This is a genomic window from Pseudomonas sp. SWRI179 (assembly GCF_014268705.1).
In the GTDB taxonomy this organism is placed as follows: domain Bacteria; phylum Pseudomonadota; class Gammaproteobacteria; order Pseudomonadales; family Pseudomonadaceae; genus Aquipseudomonas; species Aquipseudomonas zanjanensis.
This window is the reverse complement of sequence record NZ_JABWRA010000001.1, coordinates 280,561-295,211: the sequence shown is the minus strand read 5'-3', so window position 1 is coordinate 295,211 and position 14,651 is coordinate 280,561. Positions and strand designations below refer to the sequence as shown.

Sequence of the window (14,651 nt, the reverse complement as noted above, 5' to 3'; positions counted from 1 at the left end):
CGGATAAACTCAACGAAACCTTAGTTAACGGCTTCTTTCAGTGCTTTACCAGCTTTGAAGCCTGGCTTTTTGGCAGCAGCGATTTCCAGCGTCTTACCGGTCTGCGGGTTGCGACCGATACGAGCAGGACGATCGGTCACGGAGAAGGTGCCGAAACCAACCAGAACAACGGAGTCGCCAGCCTTGAGAGCGCCAGTGACGGATTCGATTACAGCGTCCAGCGCACGGCCAGCAGCAGCTTTCGGGATATCAGCGGATGCAGCGATAGCATCAATCAGTTCCGACTTGTTCACTCTAAGTCCCCTTATATCTATTTGAGATGATTCTAAGTTTTTTTGGTGAAAGCAAAAACGAGTGCTGAATGGCCTGCAGACACTTAAGAGCCGCTTTATAACAAGGGCTCTAAAAAACTGTCAAGGAAGGCCCCCCAGGCAAATGCGTATTAATGCGTGCTAATTCTTTCCTTAGAGTCAGACTCTCGCTTCTCTTCCTTCGCGACAATCTCCGGAGCCACATCCGGCAAGGGCTCCGGCGCGTATTGCAGCGCAATTTGCAGGACCTCGTCAATCCATTTAACCGGTTTGATCTGAAGATCTTGCTTGATGTTGTCAGGAATTTCCTTCAGATCGCGGACATTCTCTTCGGGAATGATCACGATCTTGATCCCGCCACGGTGTGCCGCCAGCAGTTTTTCCTTCAATCCACCAATCGCCAGCACTTGACCGCGCAGCGTGATTTCACCCGTCATGGCCACGTCGGCGCGCACCGGAATACCGGTCAAGGCCGAGACCAGGGCCGTGCACATGCCTACACCCGCGCTTGGGCCGTCCTTGGGCGTAGCCCCTTCAGGCATGTGGATGTGCGTGTCGCGCTTCTCATGGAAGTCCAGGGGAATGCCCAGGCTCCGGGCGCGGCTGCGAACCACCGTCAGTGCCGCGGTGATCGACTCGACCATCACGTCGCCCAGGGAACCGGTCTTGATCAGTTGACCCTTGCCCGGTACCACGGCCGCTTCGATGGTCAGCAACTCGCCACCGACCTGAGTCCACGCCAGGCCAGTCACCTGGCCGATCTGGTCCTGCTGCTCGGCCAGGCCGTAGCGGAACTTGCGCACGCCCAGGAAGTGCTCCAGCAGGTCCGCAGTGACCTTGACCGCGAAGCGTTTTTCCAGCGCATGTTCCTTGACCGCCTTGCGGCAAACCTTGGCAATCTGCCGCTCCAGGCCACGCACACCGGCTTCGCGGGTGTAGTAGCGGATGATGTCGCGAATCGCTTCCTCGTCGAATTCCAGCTCGCCTTTTTTCAGGCCATTGGCCTGGATCTGCTTGGGCGAAAGGTACTTCACGGCGATGTTGATCTTCTCGTCCTCGGTGTAGCCCGGCAGACGAATCACCTCCATCCGGTCCAGCAACGCTGGCGGAATGTTCATGGAGTTGGAGGTGCAGAGGAACATCACGTCCGACAGGTCGTAGTCGACCTCCAGGTAGTGATCGTTGAAGTTGTGGTTCTGCTCCGGATCAAGCACTTCGAGCAATGCAGAGGCAGGATCGCCGCGCATGTCGCTGCCCATCTTGTCGATTTCGTCCAGAAGGAACAGCGGATTGCGCACGCCGACCTTTGTCATCTTTTGAATCAATCTTCCCGGCATCGAACCGATGTAGGTACGGCGATGACCACGAATTTCCGCCTCGTCACGCACGCCACCCAAGGCCATGCGCACGAATTTACGGTTGGTCGCGTGGGCAATCGACTCCGCCAGGGAGGTTTTACCCACCCCGGGAGGACCGACCAGGCACAGGACCGGACCGCGAATCTTCTTCACGCGCTTCTGCACGGCGAGGTATTCAAGGATGCGTTCCTTGACCTCTTCCAGACCGTAATGGTCGGCATCGAGGATGTCTTCGGCCCGCGCCAAGTCCAGACGCACCTTGCTCTGGGCTTTCCACGGCACCTGGACCAGCCAGTCGATGTAGGAGCGCACCACGGTGGCTTCGGCAGACATCGGCGACATTTGCTTGAGTTTGTTCAATTCAGCCTGGGCCTTGGCCAAGGCATCCTTGGGCAAGCCGGCGGCATCGATGCGCTTTTTCAGCTCTTCGATTTCGTTGTGACCTTCATCGCCATCACCCAGCTCTTTCTGAATGGCCTTCATCTGCTCATTCAGGTAGTACTCGCGCTGGCTGCGCTCCATCTGCTTCTTGACGCGACCGCGAATGCGTTTTTCAACCTGCAACAGATCGATTTCGCCATCGAGCAATGCGAGCACGTGTTCGACACGGGCCGACAGATCGATGATCTCGAGAATTTCCTGCTTCTGCTCGATCTTGAGGGCCATGTGGGCCGCCATCGTATCGACCAGCCGTCCAGGCTCGTCGATGCTGTTAAGCGACGACAGGACCTCTGCAGGCACCTTCTTGCCCAATTGCACGTATTGTTCGAACTGTGACAGCAGGCTACGGACAAACACCTCTGATTCACGCTCGGGCGCATCGACTTCTTCGATCAGCGACACCTCGGCCCGGCAGTGGCCGTCCACTTCGCTGAAACGTTCGACAGTACCGCGCTGCTCGCCTTCGACCAGGACCTTGACGGTACCATCGGGCAACTTGAGCAACTGCAGAACCGTTGCAATCGTACCTACGCGATAAAGTGCGTCTTCGCCGGGATCATCGTCGGCTGGATTTCTCTGAGCCAGCAGCAGAATCTGCTTGTCACCCGTCATCGCAGCCTCAAGGGCTTCGATGGACTTCTCGCGCCCCACGAACAGCGGGATAACCATGTGCGGATACACCACGACATCGCGCAATGGCAGGAGAGGCAATTCGATGGTTGTCTTCATGATTTCGCCTCTACGGCGGCCCTAGGGCCGGAAACAGATGGAAGTAAGCTTGAAACCAAGATGGGGGCAGCCTTGAAAAAAAACAAGCGCTAAGACACGTCTAAAACGCGCTAAAAGCAAAGGGGCCCGAAGGCCCCTTCTTTATTCCGGCAGCGGGACGCTTAAGCGTCCGGTGCGGCCTTGGCAGCCGGCTCATTGTTTTCATAGATATACAATGGCTTGGACTTGCCTTCTATAACGCTTTCGTCGATCACGACTTTACTCACCTCGGACTGCGAGGGGATTTCATACATCGTGTCGAGCAATACGCCTTCGAGAATCGAGCGCAACCCACGGGCACCGGTCTTACGCTCCAGGGCACGTTTGGCGACCGATTTCAGCGCGTCGGAACGGAACTCCAGGTCTACACCTTCCATTTCGAACAGCTTGGCATACTGCTTGGTCAGGGCGTTCTTCGGCTCGGTCAGAATCTGCATCAACGCCGCTTCATCCAACTCATCCAGCGTTGCCAGGACCGGCAGACGACCGACGAATTCCGGGATCAGACCGAACTTGACCAAATCGTCAGGCTCGACTTCACGCAGGGACTCACCCACCTTCTTGCCTTCTTCCTTGCTGCGCACTTCGGCGTTGAAACCAATGCCGCCACGGGTGGAACGGTTCTGAATAACCTTTTCCAGGCCGGAAAACGCACCGCCGCAGATGAACAGGATGTTACGGGTATCAACTTGCAGGAATTCCTGCTGCGGATGCTTGCGACCACCTTGGGGTGGAACGGAAGCGACCGTGCCTTCGATCAACTTGAGCAAGGCCTGCTGCACGCCTTCACCGGAAACGTCCCGGGTGATGGACGGGTTGTCGGACTTGCGGGAAATCTTGTCGATTTCGTCGATGTAGACAATACCCATCTGGGCCTTTTCCACATCGTAGTCGCACTTCTGCAACAACTTCTGAATGATGTTCTCGACGTCTTCACCGACATAACCCGCCTCGGTGAGGGTGGTTGCATCGGCGATGGTGAACGGAACGTTCAGCAAGCGGGCCAGGGTTTCGGCAAGCAGGGTCTTACCCGAGCCTGTCGGGCCGATCAGCAAGATGTTGCTCTTGCCGAGTTCGACCTCGTCATTCTTTTTGTCACGCTGGTTCAGGCGCTTGTAGTGGTTGTACACCGCTACGGCCAGTACCTTTTTCGCACGTTCCTGACCAATCACATACTGATCAAGGATGCCGCTGATTTCTTTAGGCGAAGGCAATTTATGCGCGCTGCTCTCGGCCTGGGCTTCCTGCACCTCCTCGCGGATGATGTCATTGCACAGGTCGACGCACTCGTCGCAAATGAAGACCGAGGGGCCGGCAATCAATTTGCGCACTTCATGCTGGCTTTTGCCACAGAAGGAGCAATAAAGCAGTTTGCCGTTGTCCTCGCCGTTGCGGGTGTCAGTCATTCGATCGATCCAAATCCGATAGGCTTGCAACACAAGATGAAGGCAATTGCGGGCTTTTTCAAGCCCGCAGGTGATCGGACCTGCCGATCAACCTCATTTTGAGCTGCTTATTTTAAGCGGGGCGCTGGCTGATCACTTCATCGATCAGACCATATTCACGTGCGGCTTCAGCGCTCATGAAATTATCGCGATTGGTATCGCGCTCGATTTCTTCAAGCGTGCGCCCGCTGTGCTTGGCCATCAAGGTGTTGAGGCGCTCGCGGATGAAGAGGATTTCCTTGGCATGGATTTCGATATCCGATGCCTGGCCCTGGAAACCGCCCAGTGGCTGGTGAATCATCACGCGCGAGTTCGGCAGGCAGTAACGCTTGCCATGGGCACCAGCAGTCAGCAAAAACGCGCCCATGCTGCACGCCTGGCCGATACAGGTCGTCGAAACGTTAGGCTTGATGAACTGCATGGTGTCGTAGATCGACATGCCCGCCGTCACCGAACCGCCCGGGGAGTTGATATAGAGATGGATGTCTTTGTCCGGGTTTTCGGCTTCAAGGAACAACAGTTGCGCACAGATCAGGTTGGCCATGTAGTCCTCTACCGGGCCCACCAGAAAAATGACGCGTTCCTTGAGCAGACGCGAGTAGATGTCATAGGCACGTTCGCCACGGGCGGACTGCTCGATAACCATCGGGACCAGGCCGCCTGCGGCCTGGATGTCAGAGCTCTGCTGATAAAAAGAATTGCGGGACATGTCTCGCAGTCACTCCCAAATAGTTATGTCTTGAATACGCATAAGCCAGCACGAAGGCTGGCTTATGGGTGTTTATTTCTTACCGCAGAACCATCAATCGGCTTGTGGAGCTTCCACCGGCTTGACCGCTTCTTCGTAAGAGACCGCTTTATCGGTCACGCTAGCTTTCTGCAGAACAGTATCCACAACTTGTTCTTCCAGCACAACCGAACGGACTTCGTTCAGTTGCTGGTCGTTCTTGTAGTACCAGGACACGACTTGCTCAGGCTCCTGGTAGGCCGAGGCCATTTCCTGGATCAGCTCGCGAACACGGGCTTCGTCAGGCTTGAGTTCGAACTGCTTGACCACTTCGGCGACGATCAGGCCCAGCACGACGCGGCGCTTGGCTTGCTCTTCGAACAGCTCGGCAGGCAGTTGGTCCGGCTTGATGTTGCCGCCGAACTGCTGAACAGCCTGCACGCGCAGACGGTTCACTTCGTTGTCCAGCAGGGCCTTTGGCACTTCGATCGGGTTGGAAGCCAGCAGACCGTCCATGACCTGGTTCTTGACCTTGGACTTGATGGCCTGGCGCAGTTCACGCTCCATGTTCTTGCGAACTTCGGCGCGGAAACCTTCCAGACCGGTTTCCTTGATGCCGAACTGGGCGAAGAACTCTTCGTTCAGCTCAGGCAGTTTCGGCTCGGAAACGCTGTTGACGGTCACGGTGAACTCGGCGGCTTTGCCAGCCAGGTCCAGGTTCTGGTAGTCCTCGGGGAAGGTCACGTTCAGCACGCGCTCTTCACCGGCCTTGGCGCCAACCAGGCCATCTTCGAAGCCAGGAATCATGCGACCGGAGCCCAAGACCAACTGGGTAGCCTTGGCGGAACCGCCAGCGAACACTTCACCGTCGACCTTGCCGACGAAATCGATGTTCAGTTGGTCTTCGTTCTGGGCAGCACGCTCGGTCACTTCGAAACGGGTGTTCTGCTTGCGCAGGATGTCCAGCATCTTGTCCAGGTCGGCATCCGACACATCAGCGCTCAGGCGCTCGACGGCGATGGACTCGAAACCGGCAACCGTGAACTCAGGGAACACTTCGAAAGTAGCGACGAATTCCAGGTCCTTGCCTTTTTCCAGCACTTTAGGCTCGACGGACGGAGCGCCGGCCGGGTTCAGCTTCTGCTCGACGACCGCTTCGTAGAACGAAGACTGGATCACGTCGCCCACGGCTTCCTGACGCGCATCAGCTTCGTAACGCTGACGGATCACGCTCATTGGCACTTTGCCTGGGCGGAAACCTGGGATTTTGGCCTTTTGGGCAGTCTGCTGCAGACGCTTGTTGACCTGAGTCTCGATGCGCTCAGCCGGCACGGTGATGCTCATGCGGCGCTCAAGAGCAGAAGTATTTTCAACAGAAACTTGCATGGATATTCCTCGTTGCACAGACGTTGGCCGGGCGTTTCCGACCCCAGAATCAAGGGCATGCATTCTAGTAGGTCAAACTCAAGAAGTCACCCTACTGAAAACGCGCTGGAAACAGGCGCCGGATTTAGGAAGGGACAAACGGTCATGCCCCACCCGGATTGCAAATACAGTCGATTCAGTCCAAGGCTCTGCGCCAGCGCTTCTATATATAGAAGCGGCGTGTCCGATCGCGCAGCGCCCCGCCCCACAAGGAGACCGACGGGCATGCTACGCATCATCACGAAACACATTCGCGACAAGCCGTCCGCTGCGCTCAACCGCAAAAAATAGCGCCGACGCCAGACACAGAACCACCGAAAACAAAAACGGCGCAGCCCTTTTCAGGTACTGCGCCGTTTTCTGCTATTTAAATAGCGACTTGTATGGTGCGGACGGAGAGACTCGAACTCTCACACCTTGCGGCGCTGGAACCTAAATCCAGTGTGTCTACCAATTCCACCACATCCGCGTATCAAGCTTTTAAAGCAAAGGCGCCAGATTGTTAGATCTGGCGCCTTTCTAGAATATGGGGTGGACGATGGGGATCGAACCCACGACAACGGGAGTCACAATCCCGTGCTCTACCAACTGAGCTACGCCCACCATATTGCCTTGTTGCCTTACTTGTGCCAAAGCTGCCTAATTGGCGCACCCGGCAGGACTCGAACCTGCGACCATCCGCTTAGAAGGCGGATGCTCTATCCAGCTGAGCTACGGGCGCCTTTTTAATCTGTATTCTTGGACGATTACAAACTAAGTGCTTTCAGTTTTGCCGAGTTGAAACAACCAACTCCGCTCGACCTTCTTAACCAGTGCTAGGCTGTGCCCGACAAGTGCGACGAATGTTATAGACGGCCTGATAGGTCGTCAACTCTTTTTTAAAAAAAATTCATTTAATTAAAGGGGTTAGGGGAATTTGCAGACCAAGCGCCTTTGCCCTCACGCCCCGGCGTGCGAGAATGCGCTCTCTTTTTTTCCCCTCTCGATGGTTAACCACGCGCAATGACTGCACAACTTATCGACGGCAAATCGATCGCCGCCAGCCTGCGCCAGCAGATCGCCCAACGAGTCACCGAGCGCCGCCAGCAAGGCCTGCGCACGCCCGGCCTTGCGGTGATCCTGGTCGGCAGCGATCCTGCCTCTCAGGTTTATGTCTCGCACAAGCGTAAAGACTGTGAAGAGGTCGGCTTCCTTTCCCAGGCCTACGACCTGCCTTCCGAAACCACCCAGCAAGCGTTGGCCGATCTGATCGATCGCCTGAACGACGATCCGAACATCGACGGTGTTCTGCTCCAGTTGCCGCTGCCTGAACACCTCGACGCCTCCAAGCTGCTGGAGCGTATCCGTCCAGACAAAGACGTCGACGGCTTCCATCCTTATAACGTCGGCCGCCTGGCCCAGCGTATCCCACTGCTTCGCCCCTGCACCCCCAAGGGCATCATGACCTTGCTGGAAAGCACTGGCGTGGACCTGTATGGCCTTGATGCCGTGGTGGTGGGTGCGTCCAACATCGTTGGTCGCCCGATGGCCATGGAGTTGCTGCTGGCCGGCTGCACCGTGACCGTGACCCATCGCTTCACCAAGGACCTGGCCGGCCATGTCGGCCGTGCCGACCTGGTGGTAGTGGCCGCCGGCAAACCCGGCCTGGTCAGGGGTGAGTGGATCAAGGAAGGCGCCATCGTCATCGACGTGGGCATCAATCGCCAGGAAGATGGCAAGCTGGTGGGCGATGTGGTCTACGAGACCGCCCTGCCCCGCGCTGGCTGGATCACCCCGGTACCCGGCGGCGTAGGCCCGATGACCCGCGCCTGCCTGTTGGAAAACACGTTGTACGCGGCCGAGACGCTGCATAGCTGACATATCGCTTCAATCCAGCCATAAACCCTGTGGGAGCGAGCCTGCTCGCGATAGCGGAGTTTCAGCCAACATTGATATTGGCTGATCCCAAGCTATCGCGAGCAGGCTCGCTCCCACAAGCGTTTTTGTCGCCTGCCCCTTATCGACAGGCGTTGGCCTGTGCCGCGATTCCCTCGATCGCGCAAACTACGAATTTTTCAGATTCGATTCGCCAGAATCCCCCTTCATTAAACTTTATTTATTCACAACCCCTGGCGGTACAGGCATATAGCGCTGCTGTCGCCCATACTCCTAGAATGCGACGTTTTTTTTAAGTCGTTGCTCAACGGCACCTTCAACTCCATCGAGTCTACTCGCGTGAAAATCCATCTTTCGATCATCAGCCTGTTCATCGCTTTCACAGGCAGCTTTATCACGCAAAACGTCGTTGCACAGGAAACCATCGCGGCCCCTCGGGACACGACCAAGCTGCAAGTCGCCTCGGGCAGCGCGATGTTGCTGGACTTGCAGACGGATAAAGTCGTTTATTCGAGCAACCCCGACGTGGTGGTGCCGATCGCTTCGGTGACCAAGTTGATGACCGGTCTGATCGTGCTGGATGCCAAACAGAACCTGGATGAATACATTTCCATCACCATCGCCAACACCCCAGAGATGAAGGGGGTGTTTTCGCGGGTCAAGCTCAACAGCGAACTGTCACGCCGGGACGTTTTGCTGATCGCCCTGATGTCTTCGGAAAACCGCGCCGCCGCCAGCCTCGCCCACCACTATCCGGGCGGCTATGCGGCGTTCATTGCCGCCATGAACGCCAAGGCCAAGGCGTTGGGCATGACCAGCACGCATTACGTCGAGCCGACGGGCCTGTCGATCAACAACGTCTCCACTGCCAGGGACCTGACCAAGTTGCTGATCGCCGCCCGCAAGTACCCGCTGCTGAGCGAATTGAGTACGACCAAGGAGAAGACCGTTACCTTCCGCAAGCCCGTGTATAGCCTGGGGTTTCGCAATACCGACCATTTGGTTCACAAGGCCAATTGGGATATCCAGTTGACCAAGACCGGCTTTACCAACCAAGCCGGCCACTGCCTGGTGCTGGTAACTAAGATGGGCAATCGCCCGATGGCGCTGGTGATCCTCGACGCCTTTGGCAAGTACACGCACTTCGCCGATGCCAGCCGGATTCGTAGCTGGGTGGAAACCGGAAAAAGCGCCGCCGTGCCGGCGGTGGCCCTGCAATACAAGGCCGCCAAGAATCTCAAGAGCCGCCAGAGTGGGGTGGTGGAAGCCTCCAAGTAATCCACGAATCTAAAAAGCTCCGATTCGTCGTAATGCCCAACCTCATCGCGAGCAAGCTCGCTCCCACAGATGACCTTGGGTGTTCACAAGTTTTGTGTTCACTGAAGATCCAATGTGGGAGCGGGCTTGCTCGCGATAGCGGTGGCTCAGCCACATAGATGCCGGCATGTGCCCCGCTCCTGCTCTTGCTTTGGATCCTGATCTGGACGCTCTTCCAATAGTGACCCGCTGTAAGAGCGGAACCACCAGTAGCCGTTACCGCTGAAACGGATCTACACACCAAACTACGCGTCCATGAACAGCATTACCCAACTCGCTGGGACCTTTTAATCTATGGCTTCAAGTCACCCAGCGGATCATAAGGTTCAGGCTTTCGCTCATCCTTTTTATCCAGCGGCGCCTTGGCCGGCCCGACCGGATCGACCTGGGGATCCTCAAGGTCCGGCGAGTCCGGATCGAACCCCAAATCATCACCACTGGAATGCTCGGATGAATGTGGCCCCGTAGGTGTTTTCGACTGTGCCATGCGTGCCTCCTCCTATCACGGTCGGAAAAATGCCCAACCCTGACGATAAGAGCCTCAGCCCTGCCCGGTCGTGCCCGGCAAGTGACGAACGGGATGAACGATCAATGCGCGGCGCTGAGCGCCTTGGTGGCCCGCGCCGCCGCTTGCTCCTGCCCTGCCCCGGCCAGATCGGCCGCCGCTTTCAACCAACGCTGTGAGTCGACATTGGCTGGAAGCTGCGTAGGGCGCTGAACCAGCACCGCCCAGCCACCCGCGCTCTGGAAGGCCGATTCGAAAGCACTGAAACTCATCAACTGCCGACGATTCATGCCTGCACGCAACAACACCGTCTGCTTCTGGCGGTTGTAGCCGGCGAGAATCCCATACCGAGGCGCGGCCCAAAACGCCGAACCATCGACATAGCGCACCAGCACTGGATAACCCGCCGCGACCTGCTCCAACAGCGCGGGCAGCCTGGCGTCGAGGGGATACACCAGCAGCCCGTACTCGCGCGCCAGTGTTTGCATATTTTTCTGCAAATGGGCTTCGCCACCGGGTAGGTGCAAGGGTTTTTCCAACAGCCCCGGGGTGATCACGGTGCCTTGCAACGTCAGCAAGGCGGCCAGGGATTGCGGGGCGCCCTGGTGCATTTCGCCACGATAGAACGGCACGCTGTTGAGCTCTACCCGTTCCGGCAGGCGCTGGATCTGCGGCGATACGCTGCCCGCGCAACCCGCCAGGGCGACGAGGCAGGACACCGCCAGTACCAATGATCGAAACGATGGAATGACTGGCGACATGATGACTCTCTTGTTCAGGTACCCGGCATCCGGGCCAGGCGTGGGTCGACGATCATAAGGTGCGCACAGCCCTGGGTATAGCCATAACCATCGTTTTAAAAGGGCGCTAGAACGAACCGATCCATACCCCAGCGCCATACATCGACAAGCTGCAACACTTGAGCGACTAGACTGTCCATTGTACTGGGTGCGTTATCCCGAACCGGGGATAGAAGGAGGCACAAATGAGCCTGACGACGACAATCCTGATGCTGATATTCGGCTGGCTGAGCGTAGCCACGGCCATGCTGTGGGGCGTGCTTCGAATCGCTCGACGCCACCATCACGCGCCACCTGCGCCATCGGGAAAAGCCGCCAAACCTGCCCGGCACCACGCCGCCGCGCACTGACCTCTCACGTTCAAACCCATCGTTCTCAAATCCAAAAAAAAGCCACCCGGGCCTGGACCCGGGTGGCTTCTGCCTGCTGCCTGGAATCAGGCGTTATCGGGCAGCGCCTTTTCCTTGGCCCTGCGGGACAACATGTTCAACACCTCGATCGCCGCCGAGAACGCCATGGCCGCATAGATATAGCCTTTCGGTACATGGGCGCCGAAACCTTCAGCGATCAGCGTCATGCCGATCATGATCAGGAAGCCCAGGGCCAACATCACCACCGTCGGGTTGTCATTGATGAACTTGGCCAGCGGTTCGGCCGCCAGCAGCATCACCAGCACCGATACGACGACCGCGATGATCATGATCGGCAAATGCTCGGTCATGCCCACGGCAGTGATGATACTGTCGATGGAGAACACCAGGTCCAACATCAGGATCTGACCGATGGCCGCGGCAAAGCCCAGGGTCACACCGGACGTGGCCGACTTGGGATCATTCGGCGCCGGGTCCATGCTGTGGTGGATTTCAGTGGTCGCTTTCCACAGCAGGAACAGGCCGCCGGCGATCAGGATCATGTCTTTCCAGGAGAACGCCTGGCCGAGGATTTCGATGACCGGTTCGGTCAACTGCACAATGAAGGCAATCGTGCTCAACAGGCCCAAGCGCAGGATCAGCGCCATGCCGATACCGATCCGCCGCGCCTTGGCACGATGCTGTTCGGGCAGCTTGTTGGTCAGAATCGAAATGAAGATCAGGTTATCGATGCCAAGCACGATTTCCATCACGACCAGAGTCGCCAGGGCGATCCACGCGGTGGGGCTGGCGGCGAGCTGTAAAAGATAATCCATGGGTCAGTCCTGACTGATGTGACGCGTTAGATGGTTTTGGTAGGGGTTTGTGTTTCGTCAACTTCGTCCGCTGGCTCTTTCTTCGGGCTGATCAAGCCGCCGGTGGCTTCGCTGATCGCCTGTTCGGCGGCCTTATGGGTATCGTCGATGGCCTGCTTGGCGGTTTCCGCAGCCTGCCCCATTAACTGCTGAGCACTTTTTTCAGCCTGTTCACAGCCCGCCAGTGTCGTTGCCGACATCACCAACAGGGCTGCAAGCCCCAGGGATTTATAGGTCATGGAATAGATGCCTCTTGAAGAATAGAAGGAGCTCGAAAGTGGCCCACCAATGGCCAGGCATTCTAGAGAGACGAATACTTCAGGAAAATTCGTATTTTCAGCGGTTATACTTCGGTTTTTACGAAGCAATGTGAACCCATGCTCAATTATCGACAACTGCATTACTTTTGGGTCGTGGCAAAAACCGGCAGCATCGTGCGGGCGTGCGAGCAGTTGAACCTGACCCCACAGACCATCAGCGGGCAGATTTCCCTGTTCGAGCAAACCTATAACATCAAATTGTTTCGTCGTGTCGGGCGGCAGTTGGAACTGACCGAAGCCGGCCGCCAGACACTGCCCTACGCCGAACACATGTTCCAGTTGGGCGGTGAGCTGGAACTGATGCTGAGGGCCCAGCCCAACGAACAGCAAACCCTGTTCCGGGTCGGAGTCGCGGATGTGGTGCCCAAGTCCATCGTCTATCGACTCTTGGCGCCGACCATGGAGTTGAGTGAACCGCTGCGCATCACCTGTCGCGAGGACAAGCTCGAACGGCTGCTGGCGGACCTGGCGATCCAGCGCCTGGACCTGGTGATTTCCGACAGCCCGATGCCGACCCACCTGGACATCAAGGGCTACAGCCAGAAACTGGGGGAATGCGGGATCAGTTTTTTTGCCACCGCCGCGCTGGCCGAACGCTACGGGCAGGATTTCCCCCATGGCCTCAATGACGCTCCGCTGCTGATTCCCGGGCCGGAAACCGTAGTGCGCAGCCGCTTGCAACGCTGGTTCGCCGAGCAACAGATCCAACCGCGCATCGTCGGCGAATTCGATGACAGCGCCTTGATGCAGGCCTTTGGGCAATCAGGCAGTGGGATTTTCATCGGCCCGAGCGTGATCGCCGAAGAGGTCAAGCGGCAGTACGGCGTAGAACTGATCGGCCAGACCGATGCGGTGAGCGAATCCTTCTATGCCATTTCCGTGGAACGCAAGGTCAGCCATCCTGGCATCGTTGCGATTGCCGAAGGCGCCCGTCGCGAGTTGTTCAGCGCTTAGCTATCCAGGCAAGTCGCGCGGGGCTTGAAAGTCATCAGGAGCAACGCCAGCAAAATCGAGACGAAGATGAACCCGGCGGCCGCGAACCCGACACTGCCCAGGCCCAGGGTATCGATGACCCGGCCACCGATCATCGCCCCCAGGCCAATCCCCAAATTGGCCCCGGCGATGTTTAACGAGGCGGCAAACGCCGGGGCCTGCGGGGCTGCCTTCATCAACCGCACATGGCTGACCAGGAACAACGCGGCCTGGGTCACGCCCCAGATGCCCATCGCCGCCGCCAGCGCGAGGGGTGAATGAATGCTTGGGACCAACGCCACCATGCCGCCGATCAGGAACAGGCAGAACACCATCGACGCGATCAGCGGATGGCGGTCCACCGCACGGCCGCCCAAGGAGTTGCCCAACAGCCCGACGGCGCCGAAGCCCATCAGGCACCAGCCCACCAGGGTGCCATCGAATCCGGCGAGGCGTTCGAGGATATCCGCCAGATAGGTGTAGGCGGTGAACATGCCGCTGAACACCAGGATCGACAACAGCACGTGCCCTTGCATCAACGGGCTGCGCAGGATCTTCAACTGCGAACGGAAGCTCACCTGATGCTGGTGCAGGTTGGTTTTCGGCAAATAGATAAACAGCAACAAGGCCTTGGCGAAGGCAATGACCGCCAGGATCGCGAAGGCACTGCGCCAGCCAAACGCATCGGCGATCAACGTGCCCACTGGAATGCCGAACACCGTGGCACAGACGATGCCGAAGCCGATCCGGGCGATGGCCCGCCCGGCCAGTTGCGGCCCGACAATGTCCACCGCCGTTTCACTGGCCAGCGCCCAGAACACCGGCAGGCCCAGGGCCGGGATCAGCCGGGCAAGGGCCATTACCCAAATGTTGGGGGCAAAGGTGGCCAGCAGGTTGGCCAGGCCGAACATCACCAGCACACTGATAAACAGCTTGCGCCGCTCGAAGCGGGCGAACCAGGCCGTGAGGAACGGCCCGAACGCCGCCACCGTAAACGCAAACAACGTCACCAGCAGCCCGGCCTGGGGAATGCTGACGTGCAGGTCGCGAGCGATGGAGGGCAACAGGCCGACGATGACGAATTCCGTGGTCAGCACGGTGAAACCGGCGGCTGACAGCAGGAAAATGGGTAACAACATGTGGAACTCCAGCGAAACGACGA

At 57.8% G+C, this 14,651-nt stretch carries 14 protein-coding genes and 3 tRNA genes; 4 read left to right on the top strand and 13 right to left on the bottom strand.

Annotated elements, in window-relative coordinates:
* Positions 1 to 20 precede the first annotated feature (20 nt).
* From HU767_RS01275 to HU767_RS01240, 8 genes are all read right to left on the bottom strand, one after another.
* Positions 21 to 293 carry an HU family DNA-binding protein gene (locus tag HU767_RS01275; RefSeq protein ID WP_002552737.1) on the bottom strand — a complete coding sequence of 91 codons (273 nt, stop codon included), beginning with the start codon at positions 291 to 293 and terminating at the stop codon, positions 21 to 23.
* A 149-nt stretch (positions 294 to 442) separates the two neighbouring features.
* Entirely contained in the window at positions 443 to 2,839 is a 2,397-nt protein-coding gene (gene lon, locus HU767_RS01270; protein ID WP_014339302.1) for an endopeptidase La, read from the bottom strand.
* Between the two features lie 161 nt (positions 2,840 to 3,000).
* Complete coding sequence (gene clpX / locus HU767_RS01265; RefSeq protein WP_063322129.1) at positions 3,001 to 4,284, bottom strand: ATP-dependent Clp protease ATP-binding subunit ClpX; 1,284 nt, start codon at positions 4,282 to 4,284, stop codon at positions 3,001 to 3,003.
* A gap of 112 nt (positions 4,285 to 4,396) precedes the next feature.
* Positions 4,397 to 5,032, bottom strand: a complete 636-nt coding sequence (clpP, locus tag HU767_RS01260) for an ATP-dependent Clp endopeptidase proteolytic subunit ClpP (RefSeq protein ID WP_186609760.1) — start codon at positions 5,030 to 5,032, stop codon at positions 4,397 to 4,399.
* Positions 5,033 to 5,125: 93 nt separating this feature from the next.
* The gene (tig, locus tag HU767_RS01255) at positions 5,126 to 6,436 is read right to left on the bottom strand and encodes a trigger factor (protein ID WP_122568033.1); all 1,311 of its coding nucleotides are present in this window, start codon (positions 6,434 to 6,436) and stop codon (positions 5,126 to 5,128) included.
* A gap of 423 nt (positions 6,437 to 6,859) precedes the next feature.
* Positions 6,860 to 6,944 (bottom strand) — tRNA-Leu (locus tag HU767_RS01250).
* Between the two features lie 58 nt (positions 6,945 to 7,002).
* A tRNA-His gene (locus tag HU767_RS01245) sits at positions 7,003 to 7,078 on the bottom strand.
* 41 nt (positions 7,079 to 7,119) lie between these two features.
* A tRNA-Arg gene (locus HU767_RS01240) sits at positions 7,120 to 7,196 on the bottom strand.
* Positions 7,197 to 7,477: 281 nt separating this feature from the next.
* Here HU767_RS01240 and folD point away from each other — a divergent pair.
* Positions 7,478 to 8,332: a bifunctional methylenetetrahydrofolate dehydrogenase/methenyltetrahydrofolate cyclohydrolase FolD gene (gene folD / locus HU767_RS01235; protein WP_092326854.1), complete on the top strand. Its 855-nt coding sequence runs from the start codon at positions 7,478 to 7,480 to the stop codon at positions 8,330 to 8,332.
* Positions 8,333 to 8,689: 357 nt separating this feature from the next.
* Complete coding sequence (gene pbpG / locus HU767_RS01230; protein WP_186708333.1) at positions 8,690 to 9,628, top strand: D-alanyl-D-alanine endopeptidase; 939 nt, start codon at positions 8,690 to 8,692, stop codon at positions 9,626 to 9,628.
* Positions 9,629 to 9,959: 331 nt separating this feature from the next.
* Here pbpG and HU767_RS01225 read toward each other — a convergent pair whose 3' ends face one another.
* Positions 9,960 to 10,154 carry a DUF6021 family protein gene (locus tag HU767_RS01225; RefSeq protein WP_186708331.1) on the bottom strand — a complete coding sequence of 65 codons (195 nt, stop codon included), beginning with the start codon at positions 10,152 to 10,154 and terminating at the stop codon, positions 9,960 to 9,962.
* A 101-nt stretch (positions 10,155 to 10,255) separates the two neighbouring features.
* Positions 10,256 to 10,933 (bottom strand): peptidase C39 family protein, encoded by a 678-nt coding sequence (locus tag HU767_RS01220; protein WP_186708329.1) that lies wholly within the window; start codon positions 10,931 to 10,933, stop codon positions 10,256 to 10,258.
* A gap of 224 nt (positions 10,934 to 11,157) precedes the next feature.
* On the opposite strand from HU767_RS01220, the gene HU767_RS01215 reads away from it, so the two are divergent.
* The gene (locus HU767_RS01215; protein WP_186708327.1) at positions 11,158 to 11,322 is read left to right on the top strand and encodes a hypothetical protein; all 165 of its coding nucleotides are present in this window, start codon (positions 11,158 to 11,160) and stop codon (positions 11,320 to 11,322) included.
* A gap of 86 nt (positions 11,323 to 11,408) precedes the next feature.
* Here the strand turns inward: HU767_RS01215 and HU767_RS01210 are convergent, their stop codons facing one another.
* Positions 11,409 to 12,158, bottom strand: coding sequence for a TerC family protein (locus tag HU767_RS01210; RefSeq protein WP_053120828.1), 750 nt, complete (start codon positions 12,156 to 12,158; stop codon positions 11,409 to 11,411).
* Between the two features lie 26 nt (positions 12,159 to 12,184).
* Positions 12,185 to 12,436, bottom strand: coding sequence for a hypothetical protein (locus tag HU767_RS01205; RefSeq protein ID WP_186728282.1), 252 nt, complete (start codon positions 12,434 to 12,436; stop codon positions 12,185 to 12,187).
* A gap of 138 nt (positions 12,437 to 12,574) precedes the next feature.
* Here HU767_RS01205 and nhaR point away from each other — a divergent pair, with 138 nt between their 5' ends.
* The gene (nhaR, locus tag HU767_RS01200; protein WP_186708325.1) at positions 12,575 to 13,471 is read left to right on the top strand and encodes a transcriptional activator NhaR; all 897 of its coding nucleotides are present in this window, start codon (positions 12,575 to 12,577) and stop codon (positions 13,469 to 13,471) included.
* On the opposite strand, the gene HU767_RS01195 is transcribed toward nhaR, so the two are convergent.
* Positions 13,468 to 14,628, bottom strand: coding sequence for an MFS transporter (locus HU767_RS01195; protein ID WP_186708323.1), 1,161 nt, complete (start codon positions 14,626 to 14,628; stop codon positions 13,468 to 13,470). The genes nhaR and HU767_RS01195 overlap by 4 nt on opposite strands.
* Positions 14,629 to 14,651: the final 23 nt, after the last annotated feature.